Source organism: Mesorhizobium sp. M0761, from assembly GCF_040320205.1.
Classification (GTDB): Bacteria; Pseudomonadota; Alphaproteobacteria; order Rhizobiales; family Rhizobiaceae; genus Mesorhizobium.
Genome location: NZ_JAMYPF010000030.1, coordinates 1 through 25,586 on the forward strand (window position 1 = coordinate 1; position 25,586 = coordinate 25,586).

Sequence of the window (25,586 nt, forward strand, 5' to 3'; positions counted from 1 at the left end):
CGCAAAATGTCGAGCAGGCATTGGAACGCATAAAGCCCCGCAGCAAGCACGACGAGCCCCACTAGCGTGGATACGCTGCCACTTGACAGAACGCGGTCATAGACCTGAAGCATGAACAGCGGCGAGATGAGCGCAAGCACGTTGACCACGCCGCTGATCAACACAATGCCCCAAATCGCGGAAGTCAAAGGGAAGGGTCTCAAAGCTGAATCCTTTAAGGAATGGTTGTCACGTAAGTCTCCGGAGGCTGGCGACCCAGCTCCCTATATTGCTCCCCGACCGGCAACCGACTGCATCCGCTCGCTGGTTCAGGATCAGTGCTCCCGCCGAATATGTTTGATCCCGGCATTTAATGGAGCGCGTCAACAACACCGTCCGGCTGAAGGTTTGGAAGGGATTCATCGTGGTCGGCCGCAAGGGCCCGAACAGGCTTCCGCCTCCACACCTTCAGGCGCGTTCATATTCGTCATCGGACAATTGCAGAAATCGATTGCTTGGATAGGCACACATTTACGAAATGGATTCACTCTCGTTCGCTTCGCCCTTCTGCTGAGCAGTTGCGGGGTCGCAGGCGGCGGGGCATCGCCATCCATGCCTCCTCTCATAGTCGAGGGGGGGGCATTTTCTCAATTTGGGGACAACTGAGACGTCCGGTGCTCTTAGGCAGAGGAATCATACGAGATCCCTCCTGCAACATCATTTCCCGCATCCACAGGCTTGCCGGATCACTATTGTGGAGCGCAGGCCATTGAACGGCCTCCGTGAATGCGGGAGGAAGTGGCGGCGGAAGTTTGACAATCCGCAGGGGTGTTGTTTTTGCGAAATGCTGCGCCAGCCGTAAGGGCATGGTCCCGATGCGGCTGGTGCCTGATACAACGGGCGGGATCAGGCTAAAGCCGTGTACGACAACTTCGATGCGTCTCTCGAAACCGTGCTCGAGCAAATACCATTCCTCCATGGAGAGCTGCCGGGTGTCCCCGAATTTGAACACAACCTGCCCCATCGATAAGTATCGCTCCAATGTAAGTGGCTCTGACAGCTGCTTGTTCGTGCCGCAGCCTACGCACACGAGCATATCTTCGAACAGGGCTGCGCGAGGATGTTTCGACATGAATACTTCCGGCATAATTAGAAAATCAACGTCGCCGCGCCGGAGAAGCTCCTCGGGGTCGTCGGAAATAGGGAGACATTCAAAGCGGACGGCGGGAGCTTCCCGCGCAGCACGTTCTACGATCTTCTTAAAAAATACGAGCGTGATGTAATCGGAAAGGATAATCCGGAAGCGACGATCCGATTGGGCTGGGTTGAAGGCGTCCCAGGAAATAATCGATAGCTGGATGTGCAGCAATGCCTCCCTGACTGCTGGGGCGAGCCCCTCAGCGCGAGGTGTCAAAATGAGCTCGCGGCCGCTCATCGTAAATAGCTCATCGCTGAAATAGGCGCGTAACCGAGCAACGGCGGCGCTCATTGCCGGCTGGCTCAGGTTAATACTGCGGGCCGCCGCGGTGACTTTACGTTCCCTGACCAGAGCGTCCAACACAACGAGGAGATTCAGATCGAGTCCCTTAAAACGCATGTCTTGATCTAGGCGGCGTGTGAATGGGTTGCGACCAAACATTCAATTCGAATGGTGAGTAGCGTCAACGCATCAGCCTTCGACGAAAAAGAGCAATCGAAAAGAAGAAGGGCAAAACTGTGTATATGCAAAGCGCGCCGATATGCAGGCCCATTTTGTCAATCGGACGGCCAAGCATCGCTGGACGAATGAGGTCGATTGCATGTGCGAGCGGTAATAAGGAGGCAGCATACTGAAAAGCGCCGGGCAATTGGTTGACCGGAAACATCGCGCCGCAAAGGAACAGCATGGGTGTAATAACAAGCGTATTATAAAATATGAAATATTCATAACTGGGCGCAAGCGCCGTGACGACCATCGCTAGACTCGCGAAGGCGAGGCCATTGAGAGCGATGACTGGCAGCAAGCAGAGGATGGATGGCCACGATGCGTAGCCGAGCGTGGTAGCAACAATAGTGATTGCTGTGCCCGCCATGAGGGCCTTCGTGGCTGCCCACGCCAATTCGCCGAGTAAGATATCGCCGAGCGTCAGCTGAGTGCATAGCATTCCTTCCCAAGTGCGCTGGTCGCCCATGCGGCCGAAACTCCCGTAGACCGTTTCAGCGGTCGCCGATGCCATCACGCTTGTGGCAACCATGCCAGCCGCGAGAAACGCAATGTACGAAGTGCCCTCAACAGGACCTATCATTGTTCCGATGCCAAAGCCGAGACCGAACAGATAGATCATCGGATCAGCGAGGTTGCCGAGAACCGATGCAAGCCCGATTTTCTTCCATCCAAGATAGTTGCGGCGCCAAACCGCGACCCAATTCCACGCATTGGCGGGCATGCCCGCCGCATAACGTTCGCCCATTGTTCAGTCCTCCATCTCGCGCCCGGTTAACCGCAAAAACACATCCTCGAGATTGGGGGGACGCTGCAGAAGGCGTAGACCCGTGCGCCCGCGTAGCTGCGCCAGCACCTGCTCCGGATCGGGTGCATAGCAAAAAAGCGTCTCACCGCTCACCTCGATGCGCTGTGCGTACGGCCGGATCAGCGCACCTAGTTCATGCGGATTGCCGCCGTAGACCTCCACCACGTCACAGCCGATCTGCTCGTCAATGAGTTCGGACGGGCGACCTTCGGCGATCTTGCGCCCCTCCTCCATAACGCACAGCCGATCGCACAGCCGCTCGGCCTCTTCCATGAAATGGGTAGTCAAAAGAATAGTCTTGCCCCGCGCCAGCAGCGATCGCAGCCGATCCCAGATCAGGTGGCGGGCCTGCGGATCGAGGCCGGTGGTCGGCTCGTCCATCACCAGCAAGTGCGGGTCATTGATGAGCGCACGCGCGAGCGTCAGGCGCCGCTTCATGCCGCCGGACAGTTCGGCGACGCGCGCATCCGCTTTGTTCTCGAGGCGGGCGAACTCAAGCAGCGATGGTATGACCGCATCGATCTGGCGTCTGCTCATCCGGAAGTAGCGCCCGAACACCAACAGGTTCTCGCGTACAGTGAACGCGGCATCAAGATTGTCGAACTGCGGGACCACGCCGATGCGCATACGTGCCAAACGCGCGCGCGCCGGCACTGGAGCGCCGAGCACAGTAATCTTGCCCGCATCAGGCGATGTCATGCCGAGGACCATACGCGCAATCGTGCTTTTGCCCGCGCCGTTCGGTCCCAAGAGCCCGAAGCATTCACCCGCCGCAACGCGGAACGACAGCCTGTCGACAACGAGCTTGTCATAAGTTTTGCTTACGTCAGTAAGGTCGATCGCTATCATGGACATGGGTTCATTTTACCGAGAGGGACGACAAAACTGGCGGTTGCTTGGTTCCCTGCCGAACTGAAACTGTGACTCGTCTTCGTCATCCCCGCCGTCGATAACGAACTGATCGACATCACAAGGATCTAGCCGCTGCTCCGCTAAAGCGGCGACAATTGCGTCGAGATTATCGATGGATTGGTATCGCGGATCGTTGTGCCGCTTTTCCTGGTCATCGCAGAAGATGAGCCGTCCATCCTGGACCAGGGCGATCGCCCCATCATGGGTCAGCTTGGTACCACAGATGCGCATAGTGTCTCCACGTTAACGGCGATAGATTCGAGATTCATCAGGAAGCGGAAATCGGGTTCCGGAAACGGACGAGCAAGCAGTCTTCGTTGACCGACTCGCCCCGACACTCAAGCCGCTCTACTTCGATCAACGTTTCGTTCAGCATGGCGATGACCGGCTCAGCACCAGCGGCGTGACCCCAGCGACGGCAATTAGCATCCCTTGCCGATCCGAAGATCAGATGCCCGCCTGGCGCAAGCACCCGCACCAGGTTTTTGACGGCCGCGCGCATCTCGGCTATGTCTCCGAGGTAGTAGAGGACCTCCGCCACAACGATCACGTCAAACAACTCGTCGGTCGAAAACTGTTGAACATCGCAGACTATCCAGTTGATGCGCGACGGCTCCTTTATCCGTTGACGTGCTCGAGCAATCGCTTGCGCCACGACATCGATGACGGTGAGCCCTTGGCAGTAGGGGGCTAGTTTTTCCGTGAATGCGCCGGCAGCGCACCCGACTTCGAGGGCATTTGTAATGGAGCCTTGGGCAAGCGCCAGCTGGAGCATTTGCGTGTGGCGCTTCCGCTCGAATGGATTGCCGTCGAGGCGCCACGGATCGTCGGCGGCCAATTCCCGATCAAGCAACTGATGATTCACGTTCTGGGTCAAACTCGTGCACCTCTCGTCCATTAGGTATTTGCGATCAATCGTCGCCGCAAATGTTGTCCGACAGGACTAATTCCGAAGAATCCCGCGCAAGACTGAGCCTGCGAAGCGGAGCCGAATGGGGCGAGAGTTCTGCCCTGCTGGAACCAGTGATCGGAGCTTGGGTGGGGGCCTGTTTTCCCCCAGTGTTCGATGTAGCGACAGCAGAGCTTCGCGACAGCCAATCGCTATTGCTCAAGGTACACAGCGCGTAGGCCTTCAACGGAAGCAAGAGAAAGACGTTGATGAACGTGTGCAGCGAAAAGCCAAGAAATCGAAATTGTCGAGCACGAAATGCTACCACGCTGCATCGGAGCATGGTCATGGACACAATCATCAGTCCTGTCCACCAAGGCACAGTGCCTGTCAGTGCGAAATGCGCGAGGCCCGTTAATACCGATAGGGCGAGGAGTAGCGCGCCGAGATTCTGTCCGACCACGTCCAACGTGAGATAGCTATTTAGGCTAGGCAGCAAGCGCAGCCCAAGCAGTGTGTCCCGGAATGTGCTTCGTGCCCAACGGAGTTGTTGGCGCAGATACGGTCCGAGTCTGTTCGGAACGACTGTGGCCGCGATGGCGCTCGGAACGTATTCGGTTCGAAAGCCTGCTTTCAGCATCAGGATAGTGAGATGGCGATCCTCACCGAAGTCGCTTGGCTTGCCCCGAAAAAATTGCGACTCGTACTGGTCCAGTAACAAAAGGAGCGCAGACCGGCGGTACATGGCACATGGGCCGCAACAGCACATAACGGCACCGAAGCGAGCCTGTGCCGCGCGCTCCTCGTTGCAAGCCAGCCAGTACTCCATGTCTATTAGCCTGGTCAGCCAGCTCTCGGTTCGGTTACTGGCCGTCAACTGACCCATGACTGCGCCGACCGCTGAATCTCGCATCTTCGGTACAAGCTTGGAAATGACGTCGGGCGCGAGTACCGTGTCTGAATCAACGTTAAGCACCAGATCCCCTGATGAGCGTCGTATCGCGGCGATCTGCGCCTTGCGCTTTCCAACATTCTCGGGAAGCAAAATGATGTCGAACCTGGGGTCGCGCGCGTAGTCTTCGTGGACAGTTCCTAAGGCTTCGCGATTTCCAGAACCGTCATCAACCAAATAGACCCGAAGTCTTCCGGCGTATTCTTGGTCTGCAATGGAAGCCAGGCACTCTGAAAGCGTGCGCGGATCCTCGTTGAAGCAGGGGACGATGACATCGACGCTGGGCAGTTTGTCGGAGCCGGCGAGAACCTCCAACGCCGACGAATCCTTTGTCGGCATAGCATAAAGCCCTTGCATGCTCTTATAGGCAGTCGAGAGCAGTGCATAAAGCGAAATGGCCACAGTGCTGGTTGTACCAAGAAGAGTCATGGGATCTCGTTGTTCAGTGATGTTGAGGAAGTGAGCGGATTACAAATCCGCGCTCACGCAGTGCTGGAATCAGCCGGGACAGCGCCGTGACCGTCTGGTCGCGCATGCCGGCGTGAGCGCCCTGGCTCAACTCGCCGGGAGGGCATCCGTCGTGCAAGAGTACAATTGCGCCCGGCCGGACGGAGGCGAGCACTTTATCGATAATCGCCTCGACTCCAGGGCGAGACCAATCTCGAGGGTCGACGGACCAATGAAGGGCCGCCAGCCCGGCGATCTGTGATGCTGTGCAGACTTCTTCGCTCCAGGCGCCGTAGGGCGCGCGAACAAAGCGGACCGAGGCCTGCGGGCACGCTCTCATGATGGCGTCGTTCGCTTCAAAGACCTCACGTTGCACTTCGCCGAAACCGCATTGGTACAGATCCGGATGAGACATCGTGTGGTTGCCCACCTCGTGCCCTTCTGCGATCATCCGTTGGATTAGATATGGGTGCTCTAAGGCGTAGGCGCCGATGACGAAGAAAGTCGCCGGCACCCGCTGCTCTGCCAGCACGTCGAGAATCTCCGGTGTGAAAAGTGGATTGGGACCGTCGTCAAACGTCAGATAAACGCTTCGACGGCCGGTGCCGTCAGAGCACTCACGGCGCACTTCGTACAAGCAATCGGACCGGCTCATAGCTCTGGTCCGTTCCGATCTATCATCGTGCCCGTGGGCCATTCGCTGATCGGCCGTCCAACTGGCAGAACAATTGTGAGTGCGTCATCGATGCGTGTGGGCGGCAGGTCGAGGCGGGCCTCTGGTCGGGTGGAGCGCACGCGAATTCCCGACAAAACGGCCATAGGGCTGTATCGCCGTCCGAACCTCTCAACATGATTCCGCATCGCGTCCCTGACCGTTCCGAAAGCGAATGGAACGCCAAGCTCCTGCAGTATTGGAAGCATGACATGGATTGAATGGGCGATTCCCAGACCCTCAAGGTCCGGACGTACCCCGTACAGGCCCAGTTCAGCCACCAACAGGTCGACCGCGTCGACCTTGATGAAACGGCGCAGTATGCCCATGTGAGCCGCTACACCGCTTGAATCATAGGCGATTACGCGGAGTTCAGGCCTGGCTCCGGCCCAGCTTCGACTACCTTCGAACGGTTCTGCGTTGGACGCCCCAGTCGGCCCGTACGTATCACGAAAGAACTCGGCGAGCTTAACGTGATCGGAGAGCTGCAACTCGTTTTCCCAGCACAACTTCCACTGCACCTGATGGCGCATTCAGGACCTCTCTTCATATTGGTTTTTGCGGCCGCATTACTCGACCAAAGCGGCGTTGGTGGCTGCACTCAGCCGTTGTCGTTGGCGAAGGTGAGCCAGACGCTCTCTCGAGTTCCGGCCCGTGTCGTCGATTTGAGCTTGACGTCGCTCACTTTCCGTTCCTCTAATGCATGGCTCGTAAATTCGTAAAATTGATTGTTTGAATGATACGCATCCACACGTTGGATAGAACATGACATGCGTTTTAAAGGGCTGGATCTAAATCTCCTCGTTGTGCTGGACGCTCTGATGAGGGAGCGTAAAGTCACTGCCGCGGCTCGCAGTATCAACCTGAGCCAGCCGGCCATGAGCGCCGCCGTTGCTCGGCTACGCGCCTATTTCAACGATGAGCTATTTACGATGAACGGCCGCGAGCTCATTTTGACGCCGCGCGCCGACGGGCTCGCCCCAGCAGTCCGGGACGCATTGCTGCACATCCAGCTATCGATTATTTCCCCCGACGCCTTCAACCCGGCCCAATCGGATCGTCTCTTCCGAATCATGCTTTCCGATTACATCACGCTCGTATTTTTTAGGAAGATAGTAGAGCGCGCTGCGCGGGAAGCTCCCGCCGTTCGCTTTGAATGTCTGCCTATTTGCGACGACCCCGAGGAGCTTCTCCGGCGCGGCGACGTTGATTTTCTGATTATGCCGGAAGTGTTCATGTCGAAATATCCTCGCGCAGCCCTGTTCGAAGATAAGCTCGTAGGCGTAGGCTGCGGCACGAACAAGCAGCTGTCGGAGCCACTTACATTCGAGCGATACTTGTGCATGGGGCATGTTGTGCTCAAATTCAGGCACACCCGGCAGCCCACCATGGAGGAATGGTATTTGCTCGAGCACGGTTTCGAGAGACGTATCGAAGTTGTCGTACAGGGCTTTAGCCTGATCCCGCCCGTCCTGTCAGGCACCAGCCGCATCGGGACTATGCCCTTACGGCTGGCGCAGCATTTCGCAAAAACAACACCCCTGCGGATTGTCCAACTTCCGCCGCCACTTCCTCCTCCTGCATTCACGGAAGCCGTCCAATGGCCTGAGCTTCACAATAGTGATCCGGCAAGCATGTGGATGCGGGAAATGATGTTGCAGGAGGCATCTCGCCTGGCGCCTTTGCCTGAAATCATTGAGCGTCTCGGGCACGCCGATCCGACCTTTCGTTTCTTGGTACCGACTGCCACCTCGAAATCGCGTGCGAAGTCCCGGAAGATGTTGAGCCCCACCTAATCACCGCCTGTAAGACAGGCTGATCAGCATGTTCGACAAGCGCCGGCGCGGCGCGTGTTACCTACGTTCTGGGGCTGATCTCAGGCGAGTTGCTCGTCAAGGATGTGTGGCAGAGTGATGCCAGCTGCCTTGATTGCCCGCTTTGGCCGTAGGTGGTGACGACGCGAGCATTCTTTTCGATGGCGGCTTCTTGAGGCGGACGCGATCGCGTAGGAGCGGTTGCCCTTCGGGCGTCGGGCCTTTGGCCCGGCAGAGCGGCGCAGTTCCTTGCTAAGTGCGAGGGGCCGGAATGAGCAGAACACACGCCCGGGCTGCTACTGAATTGACTGCCGCCTCGATTTGCGTGCGAAGTCCCAGAAGATGGTTAGCCCGGTTAAATTCCTACCTTGCCGGCTGTGCCGCGGCTTTTCACGTGCAGCCAGGCGAGGAGATGGCGGTCGACGAGGTCGACCCCAAATGGACTGTGCTGGCCTCGCTCGGCTCTTGCCGCGCGGGATCATTTGACCACACCCCCTGCACGAGAACGTGGGGCATGTTGGCAAGTGAAGCCGGTGGAGGTTGACGCTGCGGATCTAGGCAATCTACCTCGCGCTTCCGCCTTCATATATTTTCCGGCAGATGGATGTCGAACGGCAGAAATGTCTGTCCGGGTGTTTCAGCGGTGCCGGTCTCGATAGCCCGTGTCATCAGCGTTATCAGCTCCTGGCAAAGCCGGCGCATTGGCGTGGCGACCGCCATCGTGACGATGTTATCTGCGAGCGCTGCCCGAGACTCAGGTGTGATTTCATTCACGATCGCGACGAGATCCCGACTTTTGCCCTCTTCTCGGAGCGCGGAGATCGCGCCCTCCATGCCGCCGCCGGCGACATAGAAGCCGACGAGCTCGGGCTCCCGCTGCATGAGATCAAGCGTTGCCTCGTAGGTGATCTGCCGCTTCTCGAGGTTCATGACCGGATCCAGCACCTCGAACGTGGGCGCGTTCTCACGGCAATAGGAGCGAAAGCCGACGTCACGGAGCTCGTGCCCCTGGAAACGATGGCTGCCGACAAACACCGCCACTTTGCCGGGCCGTTTTGCGACCTTGGACACCATCCAAGCGGCCGTGCGCCCCACCTTGCGGTTGTTAAGGCCGATATACCCCTGTCGCACGCCGGCGGCGAAGTCGGAAAGCAGCGAGAAAACCGGAATGCCCTTGGCCTTGAGGTCCTCAACCGCTGCTGTGATTTTCGGGTGGTCCGGTGCCACCATCGCGATTGCATGGCAGCGTGCGCCCAACTCCTTGAGCGGCGCGATCAGGTCGCTCGGCATATGTGACGGGGCGAATTCGACGAGCGGAATCCCGTGGAAGGACTGGGCCAAATTGACCGATGCTTCGACCTCGCGCGCAAAATCTTGGTAGAAATGCTGGGCCGGTTTTCTCAAGATGAAGCCCAGACGGTAGTGCGGTAGGTCTCGCCGCAACCGCTGCTTGATTAGCCCGGCAGCATGATAGCCGATCGCCTGGGCGGCCTCGTGGACCCGCCGCGCGGTCTCCTCGCGCACCGGATGGCGGGCGTTCAGAACCCGATCGATCGTTGCTACGCTGACTCGGGCTTCGCGGGCGAGATCGGCAATTGTGGGGCGCTTGGTCATAGGTCCTATTCTGATTGGTTTTTGACGCGGGCCGGCTCTCTGTCCGCCTAACGCGTTTCGGTTTCGGGTGGCAAAACGAAGACGTCCCATACGAATGGGCACAGCGTGTTGGACGAACATCATTGCAGACGTAAACCGGCCGGGTATACTGAAAGGCTCATTCGCTTAAAGGGCGGTGAAGATTTGCACTCACACATTTAGCGCTTCTGATACATGGTCCGTGAGGAGCCGTTTAGAGGCTGCGGGTCGGTCGTTCAGTTATGTGGCCAGCTAAGCGACTTGACAGGTCGTGGGCCGCCCACCTTACTTGCAGGAGGGTAGCCGGTTTGATGCCTCGGTAAGCTGATGACCGCTGAAGGCAGCTTTCATCTGTGCTCGGTCCAACTCTCCTTCCCAGCGTGCGACGACGAGGGATGCCACTGCGTTGCCGACGCAATTCGTCAGCGCCCGGCATTCGGACATGAATCGGTCGATGCCGAGTATCAGTGCCATCCCAGCAACGGGAACACTCGGAACTACCGCGAGCGTAGCCGCCAGGGTGATGAAGCCCGCACCTGTCACACCTGCAGCGCCCTTGGAGGAAAGCATTGCTACGAGCAGCAGCAGCACCTGATCGCCGATGGACAGATCCGTGTTCGTCGCCTGTGCGATGAAGAGAGCCGCTAGCGTCATGTAGATATTCGTGCCGTCCAGATTGAACGAATATCCGGCCGGGATGACGAGACCCACAACCGAACGCCTGGCGCCCGCCTTCTCCATTTTCTCCATCAGCGACGGGAGCGCCGCCTCCGAGGAGGACGTTGCGAGGACAAGCAGCAGCTCTTCCTTGATGTAACGAATGAGAGAACAAATCGAAAAGCCGTTGTAACGGCAGACTGCGCCGAGAACCCCGAACACGAAGAGGAAGGCGGTGAAATAGAACGTCGCGACCAGCATCGCGAGGTTGACTACCGAACCGATGCCATATCTGCCGATGGTGAAGGCCATCGCGCCAAAAGCGCCGATCGGCGCGGCCTTCATCAGAATTCCGACGAGCTTGAAGACAGGCACAATGAGCGCCTGGAGGAAGGAAACGACAGGCTTGCCCGCCTCTCCGGCCATCGCAAGCGCCATGCCGAACAGAACCGAGAAGAACAGCACCTGCAGGATGTCGCCTTCCGCGAAGGCACCGACGATCGTTGGCGGGATAATGTTCATCAGGAAGCCGGTGACCGACTGCGCTTTGGCTTTTGCGGCATAGGTATTCACGGCCTGGACATCGAGCGAGGCCGGATCGATGTTCAGGCCGTCGCCAGGCTGGACGACATTGGCGACGATGAGGCCGACGATCAGCGCGAGCGTTGAGAAGGTGAGGAAATAAACCATTGCCTTGCCGGCGACCCGGCCGACCTTATGAAGATCGTTCATGCCGGCAATGCCGGTCGCAATTGTCAGGAAGATGACAGGCGCGATGATCATCTTGACCAGCTTGATGAAGGCATCACCCAGCGGCTTCAGGCTCTCGCCGGTCTCCGGATAAAAATAGCCAATTGCGACGCCGAGCGCGATGGCGGCAAGCACCTGGGCGTAGAGCTTGGTGTAGAAGGGTTTGCGGGGCGCGGGACTCGCGCCGCGGACTTGTGCAGCTGACACTGTTTCTCTCTCCCTGACCGGATCGAGGTGGCGTGACTTCTCCCGGGCTTCTCCCTATCGCGGCGCTCCGGTCGAACGCTGCACCAACGCCGCCGCAATACCCATGCCAGATGAATCCGCATCACCTGAACTGATGTGGGCTCGCCAATGATGGAGGAATGCGGTGTCAGACCAGCGGGCAAGGCCGCGGTCCCAACGCCCTTGATGGTCTGTGGCAGAGTGCTGCCGGTCGATCCCTCTGGCTAGCGGTTTTGCTGCACAGAGCGTGGTGGGTTCCTCGTTAGCCGGCTTTGGACCGGGCCCCATCGTTGGCGCCAGCGCGTACCAATAGGTCGCCTGTTCAAGGCCGTCCAGATGACAGGCTAACTTACCCCTGTTCGGAAGCGCTCGTTTCTAGACAGCCTACGACCATGCAGCCACTGCAATCACAGAATAAATTCGGACGGCCTTTTGGACGACCCATTTTGCAAATCAACGCCCGCAGCAGGGGCAGCCGTTTTCAAGCGGTCGCATCGTAATCTGTTCAGACTTTTCGATACGCTCATTGAGTGTGCCGATTTCGGCCCCAGGCCGGTGATGGTGCTGACCACGACGATGCGATTCAGAAGTTGCGAGCACCGCCTAGGAAGTCGTACTCAACGCCAGCTTCGCGCCTTCACACCCGACATCGCCGCCGCCTGATCAACTCGAGAAAGATGGCGGTTGCCGCAACCGACCAGTGCCGTTGGCGGTTATTATCGCTCCCGACCCTCCTTCGCGGGCGCTGGTGAATGGCACGGCCTCGCATTTACACTCCGCGCGGTCAGCCGCTCGGGCAACGCATGGCCGGCCCAGGTATTTCTGCTTCAACGCAAAGATAGAACTGATGAATCCTATCATAGGCCGCGAGGTTTCCTTTCACAGATGAAAGAAAGCTCGATTGACTATGCCGCCTCGCTCCAGTCTTTTGAAAACAACGTGTGTTTGCCCGGGGCAAGCCAATAACATGGCCAAGCCTCGTGGAGGGAGTAGCCAAGCGATGCGTCAGGGCTAGACCCGCTTTGCACTCGACCACGCGGCGGCGGCACGAGTTCACGTCGGAGCATATTCGCGCGTGCCCGCGACGTCGCGGGCGCACATGCCGCCAGCCTAGATTTGATGGCGCGAGATCGAGGATCACATGCACCACAACATTAGCAAGTCAGAACAGAATGCCCGCGACTGCGGCATATCGCTGCCGAATGCGATAAAAGGTTGTCCAAAGCCCGACACGAATCCTGCGAATGTGGCATTGCACGAGCGCGCGCTAACCGGCATCTTCGAAATATCGAAAGTACTCGCCGATGCCGCCCGGCTCGAACTCAAGTTGGCCAAGGTAGTCGACCTCCTGCACTCGTTTGTGCAGATGCGGCACGGCATCATCGCTCTCTGCGATGCCGAGGGCGGACTGGACATCACAGTGGCCAGCGGCTGCGGCACGAACGGCAATGAGCCCTCCCGGTCGCGCCTGCCGCGCAACGCCATCGACCAGATTGTGACGACCGACACGCCGCTCCTCGCCGAGGACATAGCGATGCATCCGACCTTCACTGCCGCTGATATCGAGGTGCTTGGGGCCTCCGACACCGTGTCGTTCATCGGCGTTCCCATTCGTGTTGATGGGAACGCCATAGGCGCGCTGACTTTGGACCGGGTTTTGGAAAGCAGGTCATGCTATCGGCTCGACGATGATGTCCGGCTGCTTACCATGATTGCCAACATGGTGGGACAGACAGTCAAGTTGCATCGCTTCTCCGCGGCCGACCGCGAGCGAACGCCGGAGCTGGAACATCGGCTGCAAACGAAATTTTCTGATGTTAAGCACCCTGCACCCCGGCGCAAAAAGGTTCACGTCGAGGGGATGATTGGTGACAGTCCGGCGATAAGCGCCCTGCTGGAGAAGATCGCGGTCGTAGCGAAGGCAAAAACCACAGTTCTGTTGCGAGGTGAGTCCGGTACCGGGAAGGAGCTGGCTGCCAAGGCAATTCACGAGTTGTCGCCGCGCGCCAAGCGGCCCTTCGTTAAACTCAATTGTGCAGCGCTCCCAGAGACAGTCCTGGAATCCGAATTGTTCGGTCATGAGAAGGGTGCCTTCACAAGCGCATTCAATTCCCGCAAGGGGCGCTTTGAGCTCGCTGACAAGGGGACGTTGTTTCTGGATGAGATTGGCGAGATCTCGGCCTCGTTCCAGGCAAAGCTACTGCGCGTGCTGCAGGAGCAGGAGTTTGAGCGCGTCGGCAGCAATCAGACCATCAAGGTCGATGTTCGCGTGATTGCCGCCACGAACAGGAACCTGGAAGAGGCGGTTGCAAGGAATGAGTTCCGCGCCGACCTATACTACCGCATCAACGTGGTTCCCTTGCTGGTACCAGCATTGCGCCAAAGGCGCAGCGATATTCCGCTCCTCGCAGCTGAGTTTCTCAAGAAGTTCAACAACGAGAACGGCTGTACGCTCACCTTCGATCCGCGTGCGATTGAAGTGCTGATGAAATGTGAGTTTCCCGGCAACATTCGCGAGCTTGAAAATTGCGTGCACCGGACAGCGATCCTGGCCGAGGGACTGTCAATCGGGAGAAACGACTTTGCCTGCTCCCAAGGCCAATGCTTTGCCGAGGCGCTGTGGAAGTGCAGATCGGGCAAGGCCGCGCTGCAACCACCGCCGATCCTGCCGGAGTCAGCGAATTTGGCCACGCCCCCGGACGAGGCCGCCAGTTCGGCCGCGACTACAGGCCCGCTTGCCGGCGCAACCCACCCAATTGGCGCGAGGACGCCCGACATAGAGCGCGTCATTGCTGCCATGGAAAGATGTGGCTGGGTGCAGGCAAAGGCAGCGCGCTTGCTTGGGCTGACCCCGCGCCAGATTGGCTACGTGCTGAGGAAATACGGCGTCGAGATCAAGCGTCTTTGAAAGCATGACCCTGGGCATGAGCTGAGCCGCTTAGCGCCTTGGCGCCGCGCAGCGATGCAGATCCGCGTGCGCGTCAACTCGATTCGACCGAGGACAGCCTGGCTGAATTCCCATCTCAGCCGGCGCTGCGACCATTGTGTGAAAGGCAACCCTGCCATCGTCAATCCCGTCCGCCATGTTGCTCTCGTTGCGAGCTCATACGCATGCCCCCTGTACTGAAACGGAGTCAAATATGTCCGACGCAAAACTGCAAACTGTGCTTTCGGCTCTTTCGCAAGTGACACGACAGTTGGATGCTCTGCCGTCCAACGGACCAGCGCCGGACGCAAATCTTATCAAGCTGAATACGAATGAGAACCCGTTTCCGTTGCCGCCAATCATAATGCAAAGTGCAGTGGCGGCCCTCAAGCGCCAGTATCTATATCCGGATGACGATAACTTAAGATTGAGGGAAGCAGCGTCCAGCACCTATGGCGTTTCCAGGGATCAGGTCATCGCTGGCAACGGGTCGTCTGAACTGCTCGGACTGATCTACAGAGCTTTCCTCGCACCCGGCGACAAGGTTGCGATGATGTCGCCAGGGTTTTCGTTCAACCGCAAACTTGCCATGCTCCAGGGCGCTGAGTTCCTCGAAATCGGATGTCAAGCTCATTCCCTGCCAATGGAGCAATTGCTTTCTGGTCCGGCAAAAGACGCCAAGTTTATTATGTTGGCCAATCCAAACAATCCGACCGGAACATTCCTCCCGATAAGCGATATCGAACGCCTCGTAGCACAATCGGACCGCTTGATTGTCCTCGATGAGGCCTACGTAGACTTTGCACCCGATCACGGACTGCGCCTCATCAACCGGTATTCGAACCTTCTGATCTTGAGGTCATTCTCGAAAAGCTATGCCGTCGCCGGCATTCGCGTCGGTTTCGGTTTCGGTCACCCTGAAATTATTGGAAGGCTGCGAAACATCCAGAACGTCTTCAACATGAACGTGATCGGGCATGCCGTTGGTATCAGCGTGCTTGCGCATCGCGGCGCCTACGCAGACAACCACAAGCACATCAAGGATGAACGAGAGCGAGTGACAGTTGCACTATCGCAACTCGGATTTTCCGTAACACCCTCCCGCACAAATTTCTTGCTGGCCCGTGTGCCCGCGGGACAGGACGGCTCATGGTGGCAAGCCGCATTGGAGAGGCAAAAGATACTTGTCGCGTTTTTTCCGGACAAAGGCTTGGAACACTGTATCCGCGTCAGCATCGGCACAAAAGAGCAGATGGATGAATTTCTTGCTGCCGCTGGCGACATTGCTGGAAGCTTAACGGTGCCAAGCTCCAGGGGCAGGGAAGCGTCAGGCTCTGCTTCTTCGTTACGCTGAAGCTAATCGCGATCACACACATCTCATCCGACTTGCTTGGTGACCCCAGCAAGAAAACAGCCTGCTTTTAAAATCGGGGACTTAAAGAGTGACAAACGTCTTTCCTTCAAACCTGGCTTTCGGCATCTTCGATCATTTGGATGAGGATGGCCGCGATATAGGCCGGCAGTACGAAGATCGCCTCATATTAGCAGAGGCGTGCGATCAGCTAGGGTTCTATGCCTATCATCTCGCAGAACACCACTGTACTCCCCATGGGAGAGGTCCATCGCCGAATCTGTTCTTATCGAGCGTCGCCCAGCGCACCCGGCGCTTGCGTCTCGGACCCTTGGTGATGCTGCTTGCGCTTTATCATCCGCTGCGTGCGTTCGAAGAGATCTGTATGCTGGACCAGTTGAGCGGTGGCAGGCTCGAACTGGGCATAGGGCGCGGTGCTCTCCCGACCGAATTGGGCTACTTCGGGATTGGTGCGGACGCGGTGCCGGGCCGTTATGCCGAAGCCAGCGAAATTCTCATGCAAATACTTGTTAATTCGAGGGAGATCGGCACGCTATGCTATCAAGGCCGCCATTTTGATCTCAATGACGTTCCTTTGACGCTAAGACCTCATCAGCGTCCACATCCGCCCACATGGGTCGCTGCCAATCGACCCGAGTCCGCAGCTTGGGCCGCTGCGAATGGAACAAATATCGCGTGTGTAGGACCTTCCTCTTCTGTTCGCAAAACTACTGATGCGTTCCGCGCCTATCGAGAGGACAACGCAGGCGGGGGGGATCAAGGGCGATTTGTCGGATTGCTCCGCATGGTCGTGATTGGGCGTTGTGACACACATGCCTATTCGCTCGCGGCACCTGCTTACGCACGCTGGCTCAAGAGCTTCCAATTCCTTTACGAGCTTAACGCTATCCCCACTCCACCAAACTTGCCGCTGACCTTCGATGCGGCAGTCGAGAGTGAATTGTGCGTCGTAGGATCAGCAGAGTCTGTGCGAAAAGCTCTGCTAGATCAGTTGGAAGAGGCAGGTGCCAACTACCTGCTTTGTCAAATGGCATTTGGAAATCTGCCGCTAGATGCTTCTCTTTACACCGCGACGACCATCCAGTCCGAAATCATGGCTCGACTTGGCTGACCATGTGCTCGAGCTTGCACGTGGTGGGGCGGGCAATCGGGAGGAGGCCAAACTGACGACTAGCAGGCGGCACAGAATACCAGCTTTGTGCGTTGGCTGGCGTCTGGGCCATCGTGTGAACATGCACGATCCTAAGGAGAGGGTAGCCGAGCGCGTCACGATGCCGGCACGCGTCTGCTCGTCGCGCTGGCGCTAGTCGTTGCCCATAGCCAGCCGCAGGAGGTTCTTCTCGCCCGGGGCGGCGTCGGTGCGGCGCCCATTAATCCAGCTTCATCAGCGGCCCGTCGGTAGCAAAGCCGTCACTCGCTACGGCGCTATTGAGGGCGCGCTCGCGAGCGGCTTTGCGACGCCGAGCCAACACCTCGAGCGAGCTCGCCCGATGATGGTGGTGCACCGCGGTCGGATACGATGCTGGAGGAAATCGTTCGCAGCGGTCTTCACGAACTGCGAGGAGTGCTCGTTCTTGAATGCTGGCCGCTGGCCGGATGCGGTGGCCTGAGTGGTCTGCCGACACCGAAACTCAACGCCACTACCACACGGCCGCCAAGATGTCAGGTCTGAGAGCCAGCTTGGACGGTGGTATCGTGTTCGGGAAGGTCGTCGAAGGAGGCGTAGTTGAGATAGTAGAGTTTGGAATACAGGCCGCCCATGGCTATTAGCTCATCGTGGTTGCCAGTCGCAACAACTTGGCCATTCTGAAGCACGATGATGCGGTCGGCCCCCCGGACCGTGGCGAGACGGTGGGCGATGACGAGGCCAGTCCGCCCTTCAAGCAGCTTGATCAGGGCCTTCTGAATCTGCAATTCCGTGTAGCTGTCGATGTTGGCGGTAGCTTCGTCGAGCACGAGGATCTTGGCGTCAGCGACGAGGGCGCGGGCGAAACTGATAAGCTGGCGCTGGCCGAGAGATAAGTTGTCGCCGCGTTCGCCAAGTTGGGTCTCATACCCGTCGGCGAGGCTCATGACGAAGTCATGCGCGCCGACGGCGTTGGCCGCCTCGATCACCTTGTCGCGCGTGGCTTCCCTCTTATGGTATCGAATGTTCTCGAAGACCGTCCCGGTGAACAGGAATGGCTCCTGCAGCACCATGGCGACCTGGCGGCCGAGCGATTCCTGGGTGAGGTCGCGTACATCATGTCCGCCAACCAGCACCTGACCCTGCTGAACATCATAGAAGCGGTGGACCAGGGCCATCGCACTCGATTTGCCAGAACCGCTCGGTCCGACTAGTGCGACCGTCTCGCCCGGATTGACCTTGAACGAGACATTTTTCAGAACCGAACGGTTCGGATCGTAGCCAAAGGTGACGTCCCTAAACTCGACCGAGCCGTCCATTTCGGGCGAAAGCACCTCGGCATTGGGTTTGTCCTTAACATCGATCTTGACGTCGAGCACATCGGTCAGGCGCTTGCCTGAGGCCATGGCGCGTTGCATGACCGAATATTGCAGGGTGAGTGAGCGGATCGGGTCAAAGAAGCGCTGGATGTAAAATAGGTAGGCTACCAACACGCCCACATCTATACAGCTATTCATGACCATCGAGCCGCCGACCACAATAACGGCGGCCAAGGCGAGGCCGGTGATGCCATCGACGATGGGCACCATGACCAGTGCATATCTGGCAGCGATCAGGTGGGTCCTGAGGTTGGCATGGGCCCGATCGTCAAAAAGACTGAAATTCACCTGCTGGCGGTCCATTGACTGTATGGTCCGCACGCCGTGAATGGCTTCGGCCAGCGCGCCATTGACGGCGGAATTGGTTTCGTGTGCAGCCATGAAGGCGTCGCGGGCACGCGGCAGCCAGACAATGCGGACGATCACCAGGATCGGCAGAACCGATAGCGTCAGGAGGCCGAGGCGAAAGTCGAGCCACAGCATTACGAAAACGATGCCGAAGAGAAGCGCAACATCGCCTAGGGAATATACCGAGGTTTCCAGGAACTCCTGTATGGAGTTAACGTCGCCTTGCAGGCGCGACATCAGGCGTCCGACCTCGGTCTTGTCCATGAAAGAGAGCGAAACCTTTTGCAGATGGCCAAACATGGCGCGGCGGATGTCGAACAGGACAGTTTCGGCCATTTTCCCATCCAAGGCTTCCTGCATGTAGCCGGCGGCGAAATTGACCAAAATCGCCGAAAGGAACGCGCCGACGGCCGCAAGCTGGGCTGAGCGATCGGGCCTTGCCGGGTTCATGCCGAGGTCGATCGAGTAGCGGATGATCAAGGGGATGAGAAGCTGCGTCCCGGTGAAGATCAGCATCGCGACAATCGTGACAACTACCTTTGCCCGGTAGGGATGGACGAAGCCCCAGATGCGACGGAGGATGCTCTTGTCGAAAGCCCGGCCGAACATCTCCTCCTCGATCCGGTGCGAGCCGACGACCGCGCGCGGAGGGCGTCTCCCGTCGTCACGTTCGGCTTCGAGTTCGCCGGGGCCCTGGTCCATCAGCGGGCGCCCCCATCCTGGCTAATAATGCTATCACCCGGGCGCGTCTGGAGATCGTAAAGGGCCCTGTAGCGTCCCCGCTTCGCCAGAAGCTCTTCATGCGTGCCGCGTTCTACGATTTCGCCGTTATCGACAAAAAGGATTTGATCGGCATGCTTAAGCGCACTCAGCCGGTGCGCGATGATGATCGTCACCCGATCCTTGGCGAAGCGCCGCATCGCCGCGCGAATGCGCAGCTCGGTGCCGGCATCGATCGCGGCCATCGAGTCGTCGAAAATGATGACGGAGGGGCGCAGCATCATGGTGCGAGCAATCGTGAGACGCTGGCGCTGGCCGCCAGAGAGAGAAACGCCGCGTTCGCCCACGACCGTCTCATACCCTGCCGGGAGCCCGAGGATGTAGTCGTGGAGCTGGGCGAATTCTCCAGCGCGTTCAATTCGCTGTCTCTTCGCCCAGGGATCGCCATAAGCGATGTTGTTCTCGATCGTTGTGGTGAATAGGAACGCATCCTGCTGTACAACCGCGACCGCCTTGCGAAGGCTCTCGAGGGTGACATTGCGTATGTCCTGGCCGTCCAACGTGATGGCGCCACCGGTCACGTCGTAAAAGCGGGGGACCAGATGAGCCATCGTCGATTTGCCGGAACCCGGCGGACCGACGATCGCGATCGACTCGCCTCTCCGCGCCTCAAAGCTGAGGTTCTTCAGAATGGCGCGGTTTTCGGCGTTGGGGTATGCAAATGAGACATTGTGGAAGCGCAGAGTGCCGTCACTTATCTCAAGCGGTCTGGCCTCGAGAGCATCCCTGATTGTGATCTCCTGATCGAGGAGACCGAAAAGCCGCGAACCGCAGCTAGAAGCGCGGGCAAACGCATTGACCATGAGACCGATCTGGCGGACTGGCATTTGCAGCATGGTCATGAAGGTCAGGAAGGTCGCCATGGTTCCGACGCTGATCTCGCCAGCGACGAGCTTGTTGCCACCGATCCCAAGCACCAATCCCATTGCGAAAAAGTAGGACAAGGTCATCGCCGACGTGTTGGGTACGTAGATGTCAACGAGATCGTTGGCGAGGTCGAGCGCGTTCTTGGAAGCGCCGTCGAACTTCAGCATCTCATAGGATTGAGCCGCAAAAGCGCGGACCACGCGGATACCTGCGAGATTTTCCTTCATCACGCGGCTTAGTACCGAAAGGCGCTCATAGAGGTCGAGCCAGGTGGCGCGCAGCCTAAGCTGTGTGGTCGATGAGCGCCAAGCGACAAAAGGCACGAAGCTGAGCGCGGCCAAGCCGAGCATGGGATCGGTCGAGATCATCATGTAAGCGCCAATCCCGATCAGCATCGTCAGCAGGAGCACCCGCATGAGCCCGGTGGAAAAATACATCCGCACGCCTTCGAGATCGAGCATTCCGGCGGTTATCAGATCGCCTGAATGGACCCGGTCGTGAAAGGAAAAGCTGAGACGCTGGATCTTGTCGTAGTAGGCGAGCCGCAATTCGTACGCGACATGATGCCCGACGGCTTCGGCAAAATAGTTCTGCGCCATCGTGAAAACGCCGCGTAGCGCGCTGACGGCGAGCAGCAGGAGAGCCGGGGCCCAGAGCGCTTGGCCTGCCGCGGCCCCCGCGACGCCGCCCCCGATAGCTGTCTGGGTCTGGTCGACAGCCCGGCCGAGAAGCTGGGGAATGAGCAACTGGAGGATTGCCGCCATGATCGTCGAGCCCATAGCGAGGGCAACCTGCCACGGATGGCGCAGATTCATACGCGTGATGCGCAACAGCGTACTCAAATCCCGGCCCCAGCGCGCCGCTTCAACATGGGTCAACGAATTCAGTGCGTTCGTTGCGCTGCTGGCAGCATCACTGTTCACGGGTGTATTCCCGACTGCATTTTGCGCCTTCGAGGAAAGCCGAAGCAGACATCATCAAAGGTATCCGCCATTGTTAATCCCGTCCTCAACCTGCAGCCGTGCCCGTTCCCACAAGCCGAGCCGCCGCTTGACTTAGTGGCATGTCGATCACCGTGATTCCGCTTGCCGCAAGGAAACGCGCTTCGTTTCTGGTCAGGGTTTCCGCGTCCATTACGGTGCAATAGGGACCGCGGGAGCGCTTCATGATCTGTCTGGCGTAGGTGCGCAGCATCTGATCGTTGAAGCGGCAGCCAACGAAGAAAAATCCACGGGTGATGCGCTGTTCCTTCACAGCGTCTGGGATCGGTGTCTGGATATCAATTTCGGACAGGACTTCGACGTAGTCGGAATCTGCGACGAGAAAGTTTTGCGCGGGCGTAATACTCCCGTGAGGTGAATAGAGAACCGTCTTGGCCCCCAATCGGGGGTCGAGCTCCCTCCCGGACAAATCGTAGGTTTTCGTCCAAATGTTGCCGATTTCATTCGCGCGCGTGACGCCTTGTATCTCAACGACGTCCGTTCGGCCGGTCTCTACCAGAGCCGTGCGCATCGCGCTGTCATACCAGCTGTCGATGATGAGGGAGAGTGGCAGCCTTGCGAGCCAGGCGTGGAAGGGGGTCGGCCCCACCGGCGCTGCGAATATGTCGGTCATCCAAGCTTGAAGCGTCCGGCGATGCCGGCGCTGTTCGATGAACTGCGCAACCGACCACATATTGGTGCGGATCCTGGAAGGGGCTGGAGCCCGTGCATTGAGTGCCGCGGCAACAACCTCCGGGGTATGCGGCACAGGCGGTTCCACACAGTTCAACTCAAGAAGACCCGGACCGAGATAGGGGATCACCTCATCGGCGGCGAGCGCTCCCTTCGCCAGGTCAAGCAGCTTTTCAGCAAAACTGTCCCGCACAATGACGAGGTGGCCCGATGTCAGGATCGTGTTCATCTCGTTTCCTCGCGACGCACCTAGGGGCAGCATCAGCCCTCTTCGGAAATCTTCCTTGCCTCGACGGTGATCGGCAGACGCGTATCATGTGGGAGATCGGGTAGGAGGAGCCGCCACCCGTTCCTGAGCGTGACCGTTCCGCCCCACAACTCTTCCTTCTCGAGTTTGATGATCGGCTCTTCGAGGTCCTTTTTGGGGACATACGCCGACAAACCAGCATCGGTCCTGCGGATCATGACTTTCATCTGGCCGTCCCTTCATTGGTATTGCTTTCAGCACTGCAGGGCGCCTCGGCCTTGTCGAGGCTCATCAGTTCACGCGCTCGCATACCGACGACGGTGCCACGGTCGATCCACTCGACCGCATAGATGAAGAACTGCTGGAGGAAGGTGCCAATGTCGCGCACATATCCCTCGTCCCCCTTCCGCACGAGATTTTCGCCGATCTCCCTGCCAGGATAGGTGCCGTCATTCTTTATGTGGCGAGTGGCACGTACCCGCTCTCCCGGCATGAATCGTGGAGGCCTGCGGATTTCGATCTCCTCTTCGCGTCCGAGCGACATGTCCGTTCCCTGATTTCTCTTGCGGCTGAGATTGCGAACAAGGCGTTCCAGGCGTCCTGCGTAGGCAGCCCCCAACCATGTCGGCAGTCCAATGTCCGTTACGCAGGAACGCAGGTCTTCGGCACCGGACATACCGAGGCACATTGCTGCGCATCGAAGACCCCCTCGCATTCGGTGCACTTCTGTGACTCGATCACGTAGCTCTCGCCTTTGAACTTGATCGCGCCGGAAGGACATTCGAATTCGCAGGCGCCGCATTGGGTGCATTGGGATGCGATGATCTTGAAAGCCATTTTAACTCCTGGTCCGAATGAATGAGACAGCTCAGGCCGTCGCCGCGAGTGTGGGGGTCCCAGATGCGGCGATGTAAATCGCGCTGATTGCTGTCTCGATATAGTCATGGGCACAGGCGTCGGTGGCTCTGATTCCAGCCTCCGCGAGCTGATCCTGCGGGCAATTTCCAATCTTGGCGCACAGCACGATATCTATGCCTTGAAGCGCTGCGATGACGCCATCGAGGGCGGCTTCTGCGCCCCAGCCGCCAAGGCAATACTTGTCCACCTTCCGATGCCCGACGAAGCTGATCCCTTTCAGCGAGGCTTGATAAACCTGGAATTCCTTCGCATGGCCGAAATGCTCATTGACGCGGCCGCCGCCCTTGGTCGCCACCGCGAAGAGAAGGGACTTGCCGGGGCTCGCTGCCTTGACCAATCCGATCGCTTCTCTCCTAGCCTCGACGTGATCACGGCGCTCCTCCGCGACCAGCTCCCGATAGGCCTTGCGTTTGCTGGCATCGTAGGTGACCTCGCCGGGAATCCGGTCGACTGTGAATTCCTGGCCACGATCTTCTCCGAGCAGGCCCACGGCATCTGCCCGGCACTGCCGGCAGTGGCGCATCAACTGGGCGCCGTTTTCGACACGATCCTGAAGAGCCTTCATCTCCATTGCGTTTGGGCCGCGCTGCCCGCTCAGACCGTAGTGCGTGCCGTGGGCCGGGTCCGAAATCAGCGGCATAAGGTTGTGCAGGAACGCGCCTCGCTCCTTAATCCATCTATTCACCTCGATCAGATGCTCATCATTCACGCCCGGGATCACCACCGAGTTGATTTTGGTGAGGATGCCCCGCGCGGTCAGCATCTCCAGGCCCAACATCTGCCGCTGGTGCAGGATCCGGGTGGCTTCAATGCCGACGTAGCGGCGATGATCGTGAAAGATCCAAGGATAGATCTTTGCACCGACCTCAGGGTCGACCATGTTGATCGTGATCGTCACGTGATCGACATTCATGTCAGCAAGCTCATCGACATGGTCGGGCAGCGCCAGCCCATTCGTGGATATGCAAAACTTGATGTCTGGGATTTCCCTGGCGACCCTGGCGAAGGTCGCCTTCGTCTTCTTCCAGTCGTAGCAGGCGTCGCCCGGTCCGGCGATGCCGAGCACGGAAAGCTGCGGCACCTCATTGGCGACCGCGATCACCTTGCGTAGCGCCTGATCGGGCGTCAGCTTTTCAGAGGCCACCCCAGGCCGGCTTTCGTTGGCGCAGTCATATTTGCGATTGCAGTAGTTGCACTGGATGTTGCAGCCCGGCGCGACCGCGACGTGCATACGCGCGAAATAGTGATGCGCCTCTTCTGAAAAGCAGGGGTGATCCTTGATCTTCTCCCAGACAGCCGGATCCGTGTCGTCGGGCTTTGTCGACGAGCCGCAGGACGAAGACGCGCAGCCCCCGAGTTTCATGGTGCCAAGCAACTGGTCACCGAATGTCGTGCTGAGGCTCTCAAGCGAAATTGCCGGTGCAGACATGAACGGCTCCGTTGCTGCGTGATGTCGCAGTTCAAAGCGCAAGAGCTATGCCAGCCCAAAGAGCTGTTTCGGTTCATGAATAGGCTTCCCGTGTCACATTCCTTCGGATTGCTCCGACACACCTGTCGGGCTTACGACAGTGGACAGGCAAATAGGGTCGCGAGGCTAGCAGCCTCGGGCGCGCAGAGTGTGAGCGAGACCACTCCGGGCTGCTTACGCTTGACGTCATCACGACGTCCCGAATTTCTTAACCTTGATACCATGCCGGCGCAGGGCGTAGCCGATTATCCAGGGCGTGAGGCCAGGGATACGAGCCGCCCTGGCAAAACCCAACCGGCCTTGTCAATCGCGTCGATCAGCCACTAGCGTTCCGTCAGATGCGGGCGACAAGCGACATGGTTCGGACGCCGGCCGTAAGGGGAGATACCTTGCTGCGGAGGCGCCGATGCGACTGGCCGGCAGCCGCAATCCGCTCGATCTGGTACAGCCTGTGGTATGAGGCGGCGAGTGCCTGATTGAGGTGCGTGGGTGTTGCCGGCAGTGGCGGCAATCTCCGGCTCTCCTTCAGCGTCCAGACGACGACTTCTCCATCACCCGTCTGCAGAAACGTGGGCAGGACGTTCACGACAATTGCCCAGCGTATGGCGAGCGTAATCTCCAGCTCGCTTGGCGCGGTCAGCACCTTCACATATCGTAGAGTCCCTGAGCGCGGTATCTGCTTAGGGCATGCGTGCGCCGGTCATCCGAATTTAAAGAGGATTCCGAAACCGCCGCGTGGATAGTTCCACTCGATCTCACCAGTCGTCCCGCACAAAATCCGGCAGGTGCCGCACTCCATGCAGCCGTCGGCAGTGATCTCCACTTGACCCTTGTCGTTCAACTCATAACATTTCGCCGGGCAGACGTGGGTCAGCGCGAGCAAATTCGCGCTCGGCTTCTGGTGCGGTCGCACTTTGATGTGCGGGCGGCCGGAATCCACCAAGTAGCGGTTCTGGTAAAGCTTGTCCTCGACACGTGACTTCGTCGCTGCGCTGGTCATTTC

General features: G+C 58.5%; 22 protein-coding genes and 3 pseudogenes. 4 read left to right on the top strand and 21 right to left on the bottom strand.

Features of this window, described 5'->3' with window-relative positions; genetic code table 11:
• The 9 genes and pseudogenes from NKI32_RS29865 to NKI32_RS29905 form a co-directional block, all read right to left on the bottom strand.
• Positions 1–203: pseudogene (locus NKI32_RS29865) on the bottom strand (type I secretion system permease/ATPase); the annotation flags it as partial.
• A 398-nt stretch (positions 204–601) separates the two neighbouring features.
• Positions 602–1,576, bottom strand: a complete 975-nt coding sequence (locus tag NKI32_RS29870) for a LysR family transcriptional regulator (RefSeq protein WP_023703124.1) — start codon at positions 1,574–1,576, stop codon at positions 602–604.
• A gap of 64 nt (positions 1,577–1,640) precedes the next feature.
• Entirely contained in the window at positions 1,641–2,429 is a 789-nt protein-coding gene (locus NKI32_RS29875; protein WP_023687364.1) for an ABC transporter permease, read from the bottom strand.
• Between the two features lie 3 nt (positions 2,430–2,432).
• On the bottom strand, positions 2,433–3,344 hold the full coding sequence (nodI, locus tag NKI32_RS29880; protein WP_023685034.1) for a nodulation factor ABC transporter ATP-binding protein NodI: 912 nt from the start codon (positions 3,342–3,344) through the stop codon (positions 2,433–2,435).
• Between the two features lie 57 nt (positions 3,345–3,401).
• Positions 3,402–3,632: pseudogene (locus NKI32_RS29885) on the bottom strand (carbamoyltransferase N-terminal domain-containing protein); the annotation flags it as partial.
• 37 nt (positions 3,633–3,669) lie between these two features.
• On the bottom strand, positions 3,670–4,299 hold the full coding sequence (gene nodS / locus NKI32_RS29890; RefSeq protein ID WP_023713711.1) for a nodulation methyltransferase NodS: 630 nt from the start codon (positions 4,297–4,299) through the stop codon (positions 3,670–3,672).
• A gap of 13 nt (positions 4,300–4,312) precedes the next feature.
• The gene (gene nodC, locus NKI32_RS29895) at positions 4,313–5,671 is read right to left on the bottom strand and encodes a chitooligosaccharide synthase NodC (protein WP_023687361.1); all 1,359 of its coding nucleotides are present in this window, start codon (positions 5,669–5,671) and stop codon (positions 4,313–4,315) included.
• 13 nt (positions 5,672–5,684) lie between these two features.
• Positions 5,685–6,344 carry a chitooligosaccharide deacetylase NodB gene (nodB, locus tag NKI32_RS29900; protein WP_023672235.1) on the bottom strand — a complete coding sequence of 220 codons (660 nt, stop codon included), beginning with the start codon at positions 6,342–6,344 and terminating at the stop codon, positions 5,685–5,687.
• Positions 6,341–6,934: a NodA family N-acyltransferase gene (locus NKI32_RS29905; RefSeq protein WP_023685029.1), complete on the bottom strand. Its 594-nt coding sequence runs from the start codon at positions 6,932–6,934 to the stop codon at positions 6,341–6,343. Before NKI32_RS29905 ends, nodB begins: the two co-directional genes overlap by 4 nt.
• A 237-nt stretch (positions 6,935–7,171) precedes the next feature.
• Between NKI32_RS29905 and NKI32_RS29910 the strand changes: the two genes are divergently transcribed.
• Positions 7,172–8,197, top strand: a complete 1,026-nt coding sequence (locus NKI32_RS29910) for a LysR family transcriptional regulator (protein ID WP_353004934.1) — start codon at positions 7,172–7,174, stop codon at positions 8,195–8,197.
• Positions 8,198–8,277: 80 nt separating this feature from the next.
• Here NKI32_RS29910 and NKI32_RS31650 read toward each other — a convergent pair.
• The 3 genes and pseudogenes from NKI32_RS31650 to NKI32_RS29920 all read right to left on the bottom strand — a co-directional run.
• A pseudogene (locus NKI32_RS31650) lies at positions 8,278–8,505 on the bottom strand (IS1634 family transposase); the annotation flags it as partial.
• Positions 8,506–8,797: 292 nt separating this feature from the next.
• On the bottom strand, positions 8,798–9,829 hold the full coding sequence (locus NKI32_RS29915; protein WP_353004935.1) for a LacI family DNA-binding transcriptional regulator: 1,032 nt from the start codon (positions 9,827–9,829) through the stop codon (positions 8,798–8,800).
• 303 nt (positions 9,830–10,132) lie between these two features.
• Positions 10,133–11,461: a dicarboxylate/amino acid:cation symporter gene (locus NKI32_RS29920; RefSeq protein ID WP_023687360.1), complete on the bottom strand. Its 1,329-nt coding sequence runs from the start codon at positions 11,459–11,461 to the stop codon at positions 10,133–10,135.
• A 1,159-nt stretch (positions 11,462–12,620) separates the two neighbouring features.
• Between NKI32_RS29920 and nifA the strand changes: the two genes are divergently transcribed.
• From nifA to NKI32_RS29935, 3 genes are all read left to right on the top strand, one after another.
• The gene (nifA, locus tag NKI32_RS29925) at positions 12,621–14,387 is read left to right on the top strand and encodes a nif-specific transcriptional activator NifA (RefSeq protein WP_353004936.1); all 1,767 of its coding nucleotides are present in this window, start codon (positions 12,621–12,623) and stop codon (positions 14,385–14,387) included.
• A gap of 232 nt (positions 14,388–14,619) precedes the next feature.
• On the top strand, positions 14,620–15,759 hold the full coding sequence (gene hisC / locus NKI32_RS29930) for a histidinol-phosphate transaminase (RefSeq protein ID WP_353004938.1): 1,140 nt from the start codon (positions 14,620–14,622) through the stop codon (positions 15,757–15,759).
• A gap of 88 nt (positions 15,760–15,847) precedes the next feature.
• Complete coding sequence (locus tag NKI32_RS29935) at positions 15,848–16,888, top strand: LLM class flavin-dependent oxidoreductase (protein WP_353004941.1); 1,041 nt, start codon at positions 15,848–15,850, stop codon at positions 16,886–16,888.
• 551 nt (positions 16,889–17,439) lie between these two features.
• Here NKI32_RS29935 and NKI32_RS29940 read toward each other — a convergent pair.
• The 9 genes from NKI32_RS29940 to NKI32_RS29980 all read right to left on the bottom strand — a co-directional run bounded on the left by NKI32_RS29940 (position 17,440) and on the right by NKI32_RS29980 (position 25,583).
• Complete coding sequence (locus NKI32_RS29940) at positions 17,440–19,332, bottom strand: ABC transporter ATP-binding protein (RefSeq protein ID WP_353004944.1); 1,893 nt, start codon at positions 19,330–19,332, stop codon at positions 17,440–17,442.
• Positions 19,332–21,200 (bottom strand): ABC transporter ATP-binding protein, encoded by a 1,869-nt coding sequence (locus NKI32_RS29945; protein WP_353004945.1) that lies wholly within the window; start codon positions 21,198–21,200, stop codon positions 19,332–19,334. The genes NKI32_RS29940 and NKI32_RS29945 overlap by 1 nt, the downstream gene beginning before the upstream one ends.
• 85 nt (positions 21,201–21,285) lie before the next feature.
• Positions 21,286–22,179: an SIR2 family NAD-dependent protein deacylase gene (locus NKI32_RS29950; protein ID WP_353004948.1), complete on the bottom strand. Its 894-nt coding sequence runs from the start codon at positions 22,177–22,179 to the stop codon at positions 21,286–21,288.
• 32 nt (positions 22,180–22,211) lie between these two features.
• Positions 22,212–22,424 carry a putative nitrogen fixation protein NifT gene (gene nifT, locus NKI32_RS29955; RefSeq protein WP_023672220.1) on the bottom strand — a complete coding sequence of 71 codons (213 nt, stop codon included), beginning with the start codon at positions 22,422–22,424 and terminating at the stop codon, positions 22,212–22,214.
• Complete coding sequence (locus NKI32_RS29960; RefSeq protein ID WP_023687354.1) at positions 22,421–22,741, bottom strand: nitrogen fixation protein NifZ; 321 nt, start codon at positions 22,739–22,741, stop codon at positions 22,421–22,423. The genes nifT and NKI32_RS29960 overlap by 4 nt, the downstream gene beginning before the upstream one ends.
• Before the next feature lie 98 nt (positions 22,742–22,839).
• Complete coding sequence (locus NKI32_RS29965; protein WP_023672218.1) at positions 22,840–23,034, bottom strand: 4Fe-4S dicluster domain-containing protein; 195 nt, start codon at positions 23,032–23,034, stop codon at positions 22,840–22,842.
• 31 nt (positions 23,035–23,065) lie between these two features.
• Positions 23,066–24,544 carry a nitrogenase cofactor biosynthesis protein NifB gene (gene nifB / locus NKI32_RS29970; RefSeq protein ID WP_023708818.1) on the bottom strand — a complete coding sequence of 493 codons (1,479 nt, stop codon included), beginning with the start codon at positions 24,542–24,544 and terminating at the stop codon, positions 23,066–23,068.
• Between the two features lie 373 nt (positions 24,545–24,917).
• Positions 24,918–25,232 (bottom strand): hypothetical protein, encoded by a 315-nt coding sequence (locus NKI32_RS29975; RefSeq protein WP_353004952.1) that lies wholly within the window; start codon positions 25,230–25,232, stop codon positions 24,918–24,920.
• Positions 25,233–25,283: 51 nt separating this feature from the next.
• Positions 25,284–25,583, bottom strand: coding sequence for a ferredoxin family protein (locus tag NKI32_RS29980; RefSeq protein WP_023806340.1), 300 nt, complete (start codon positions 25,581–25,583; stop codon positions 25,284–25,286).
• Between the last annotated feature and the right edge of the window lie 3 nt (positions 25,584–25,586).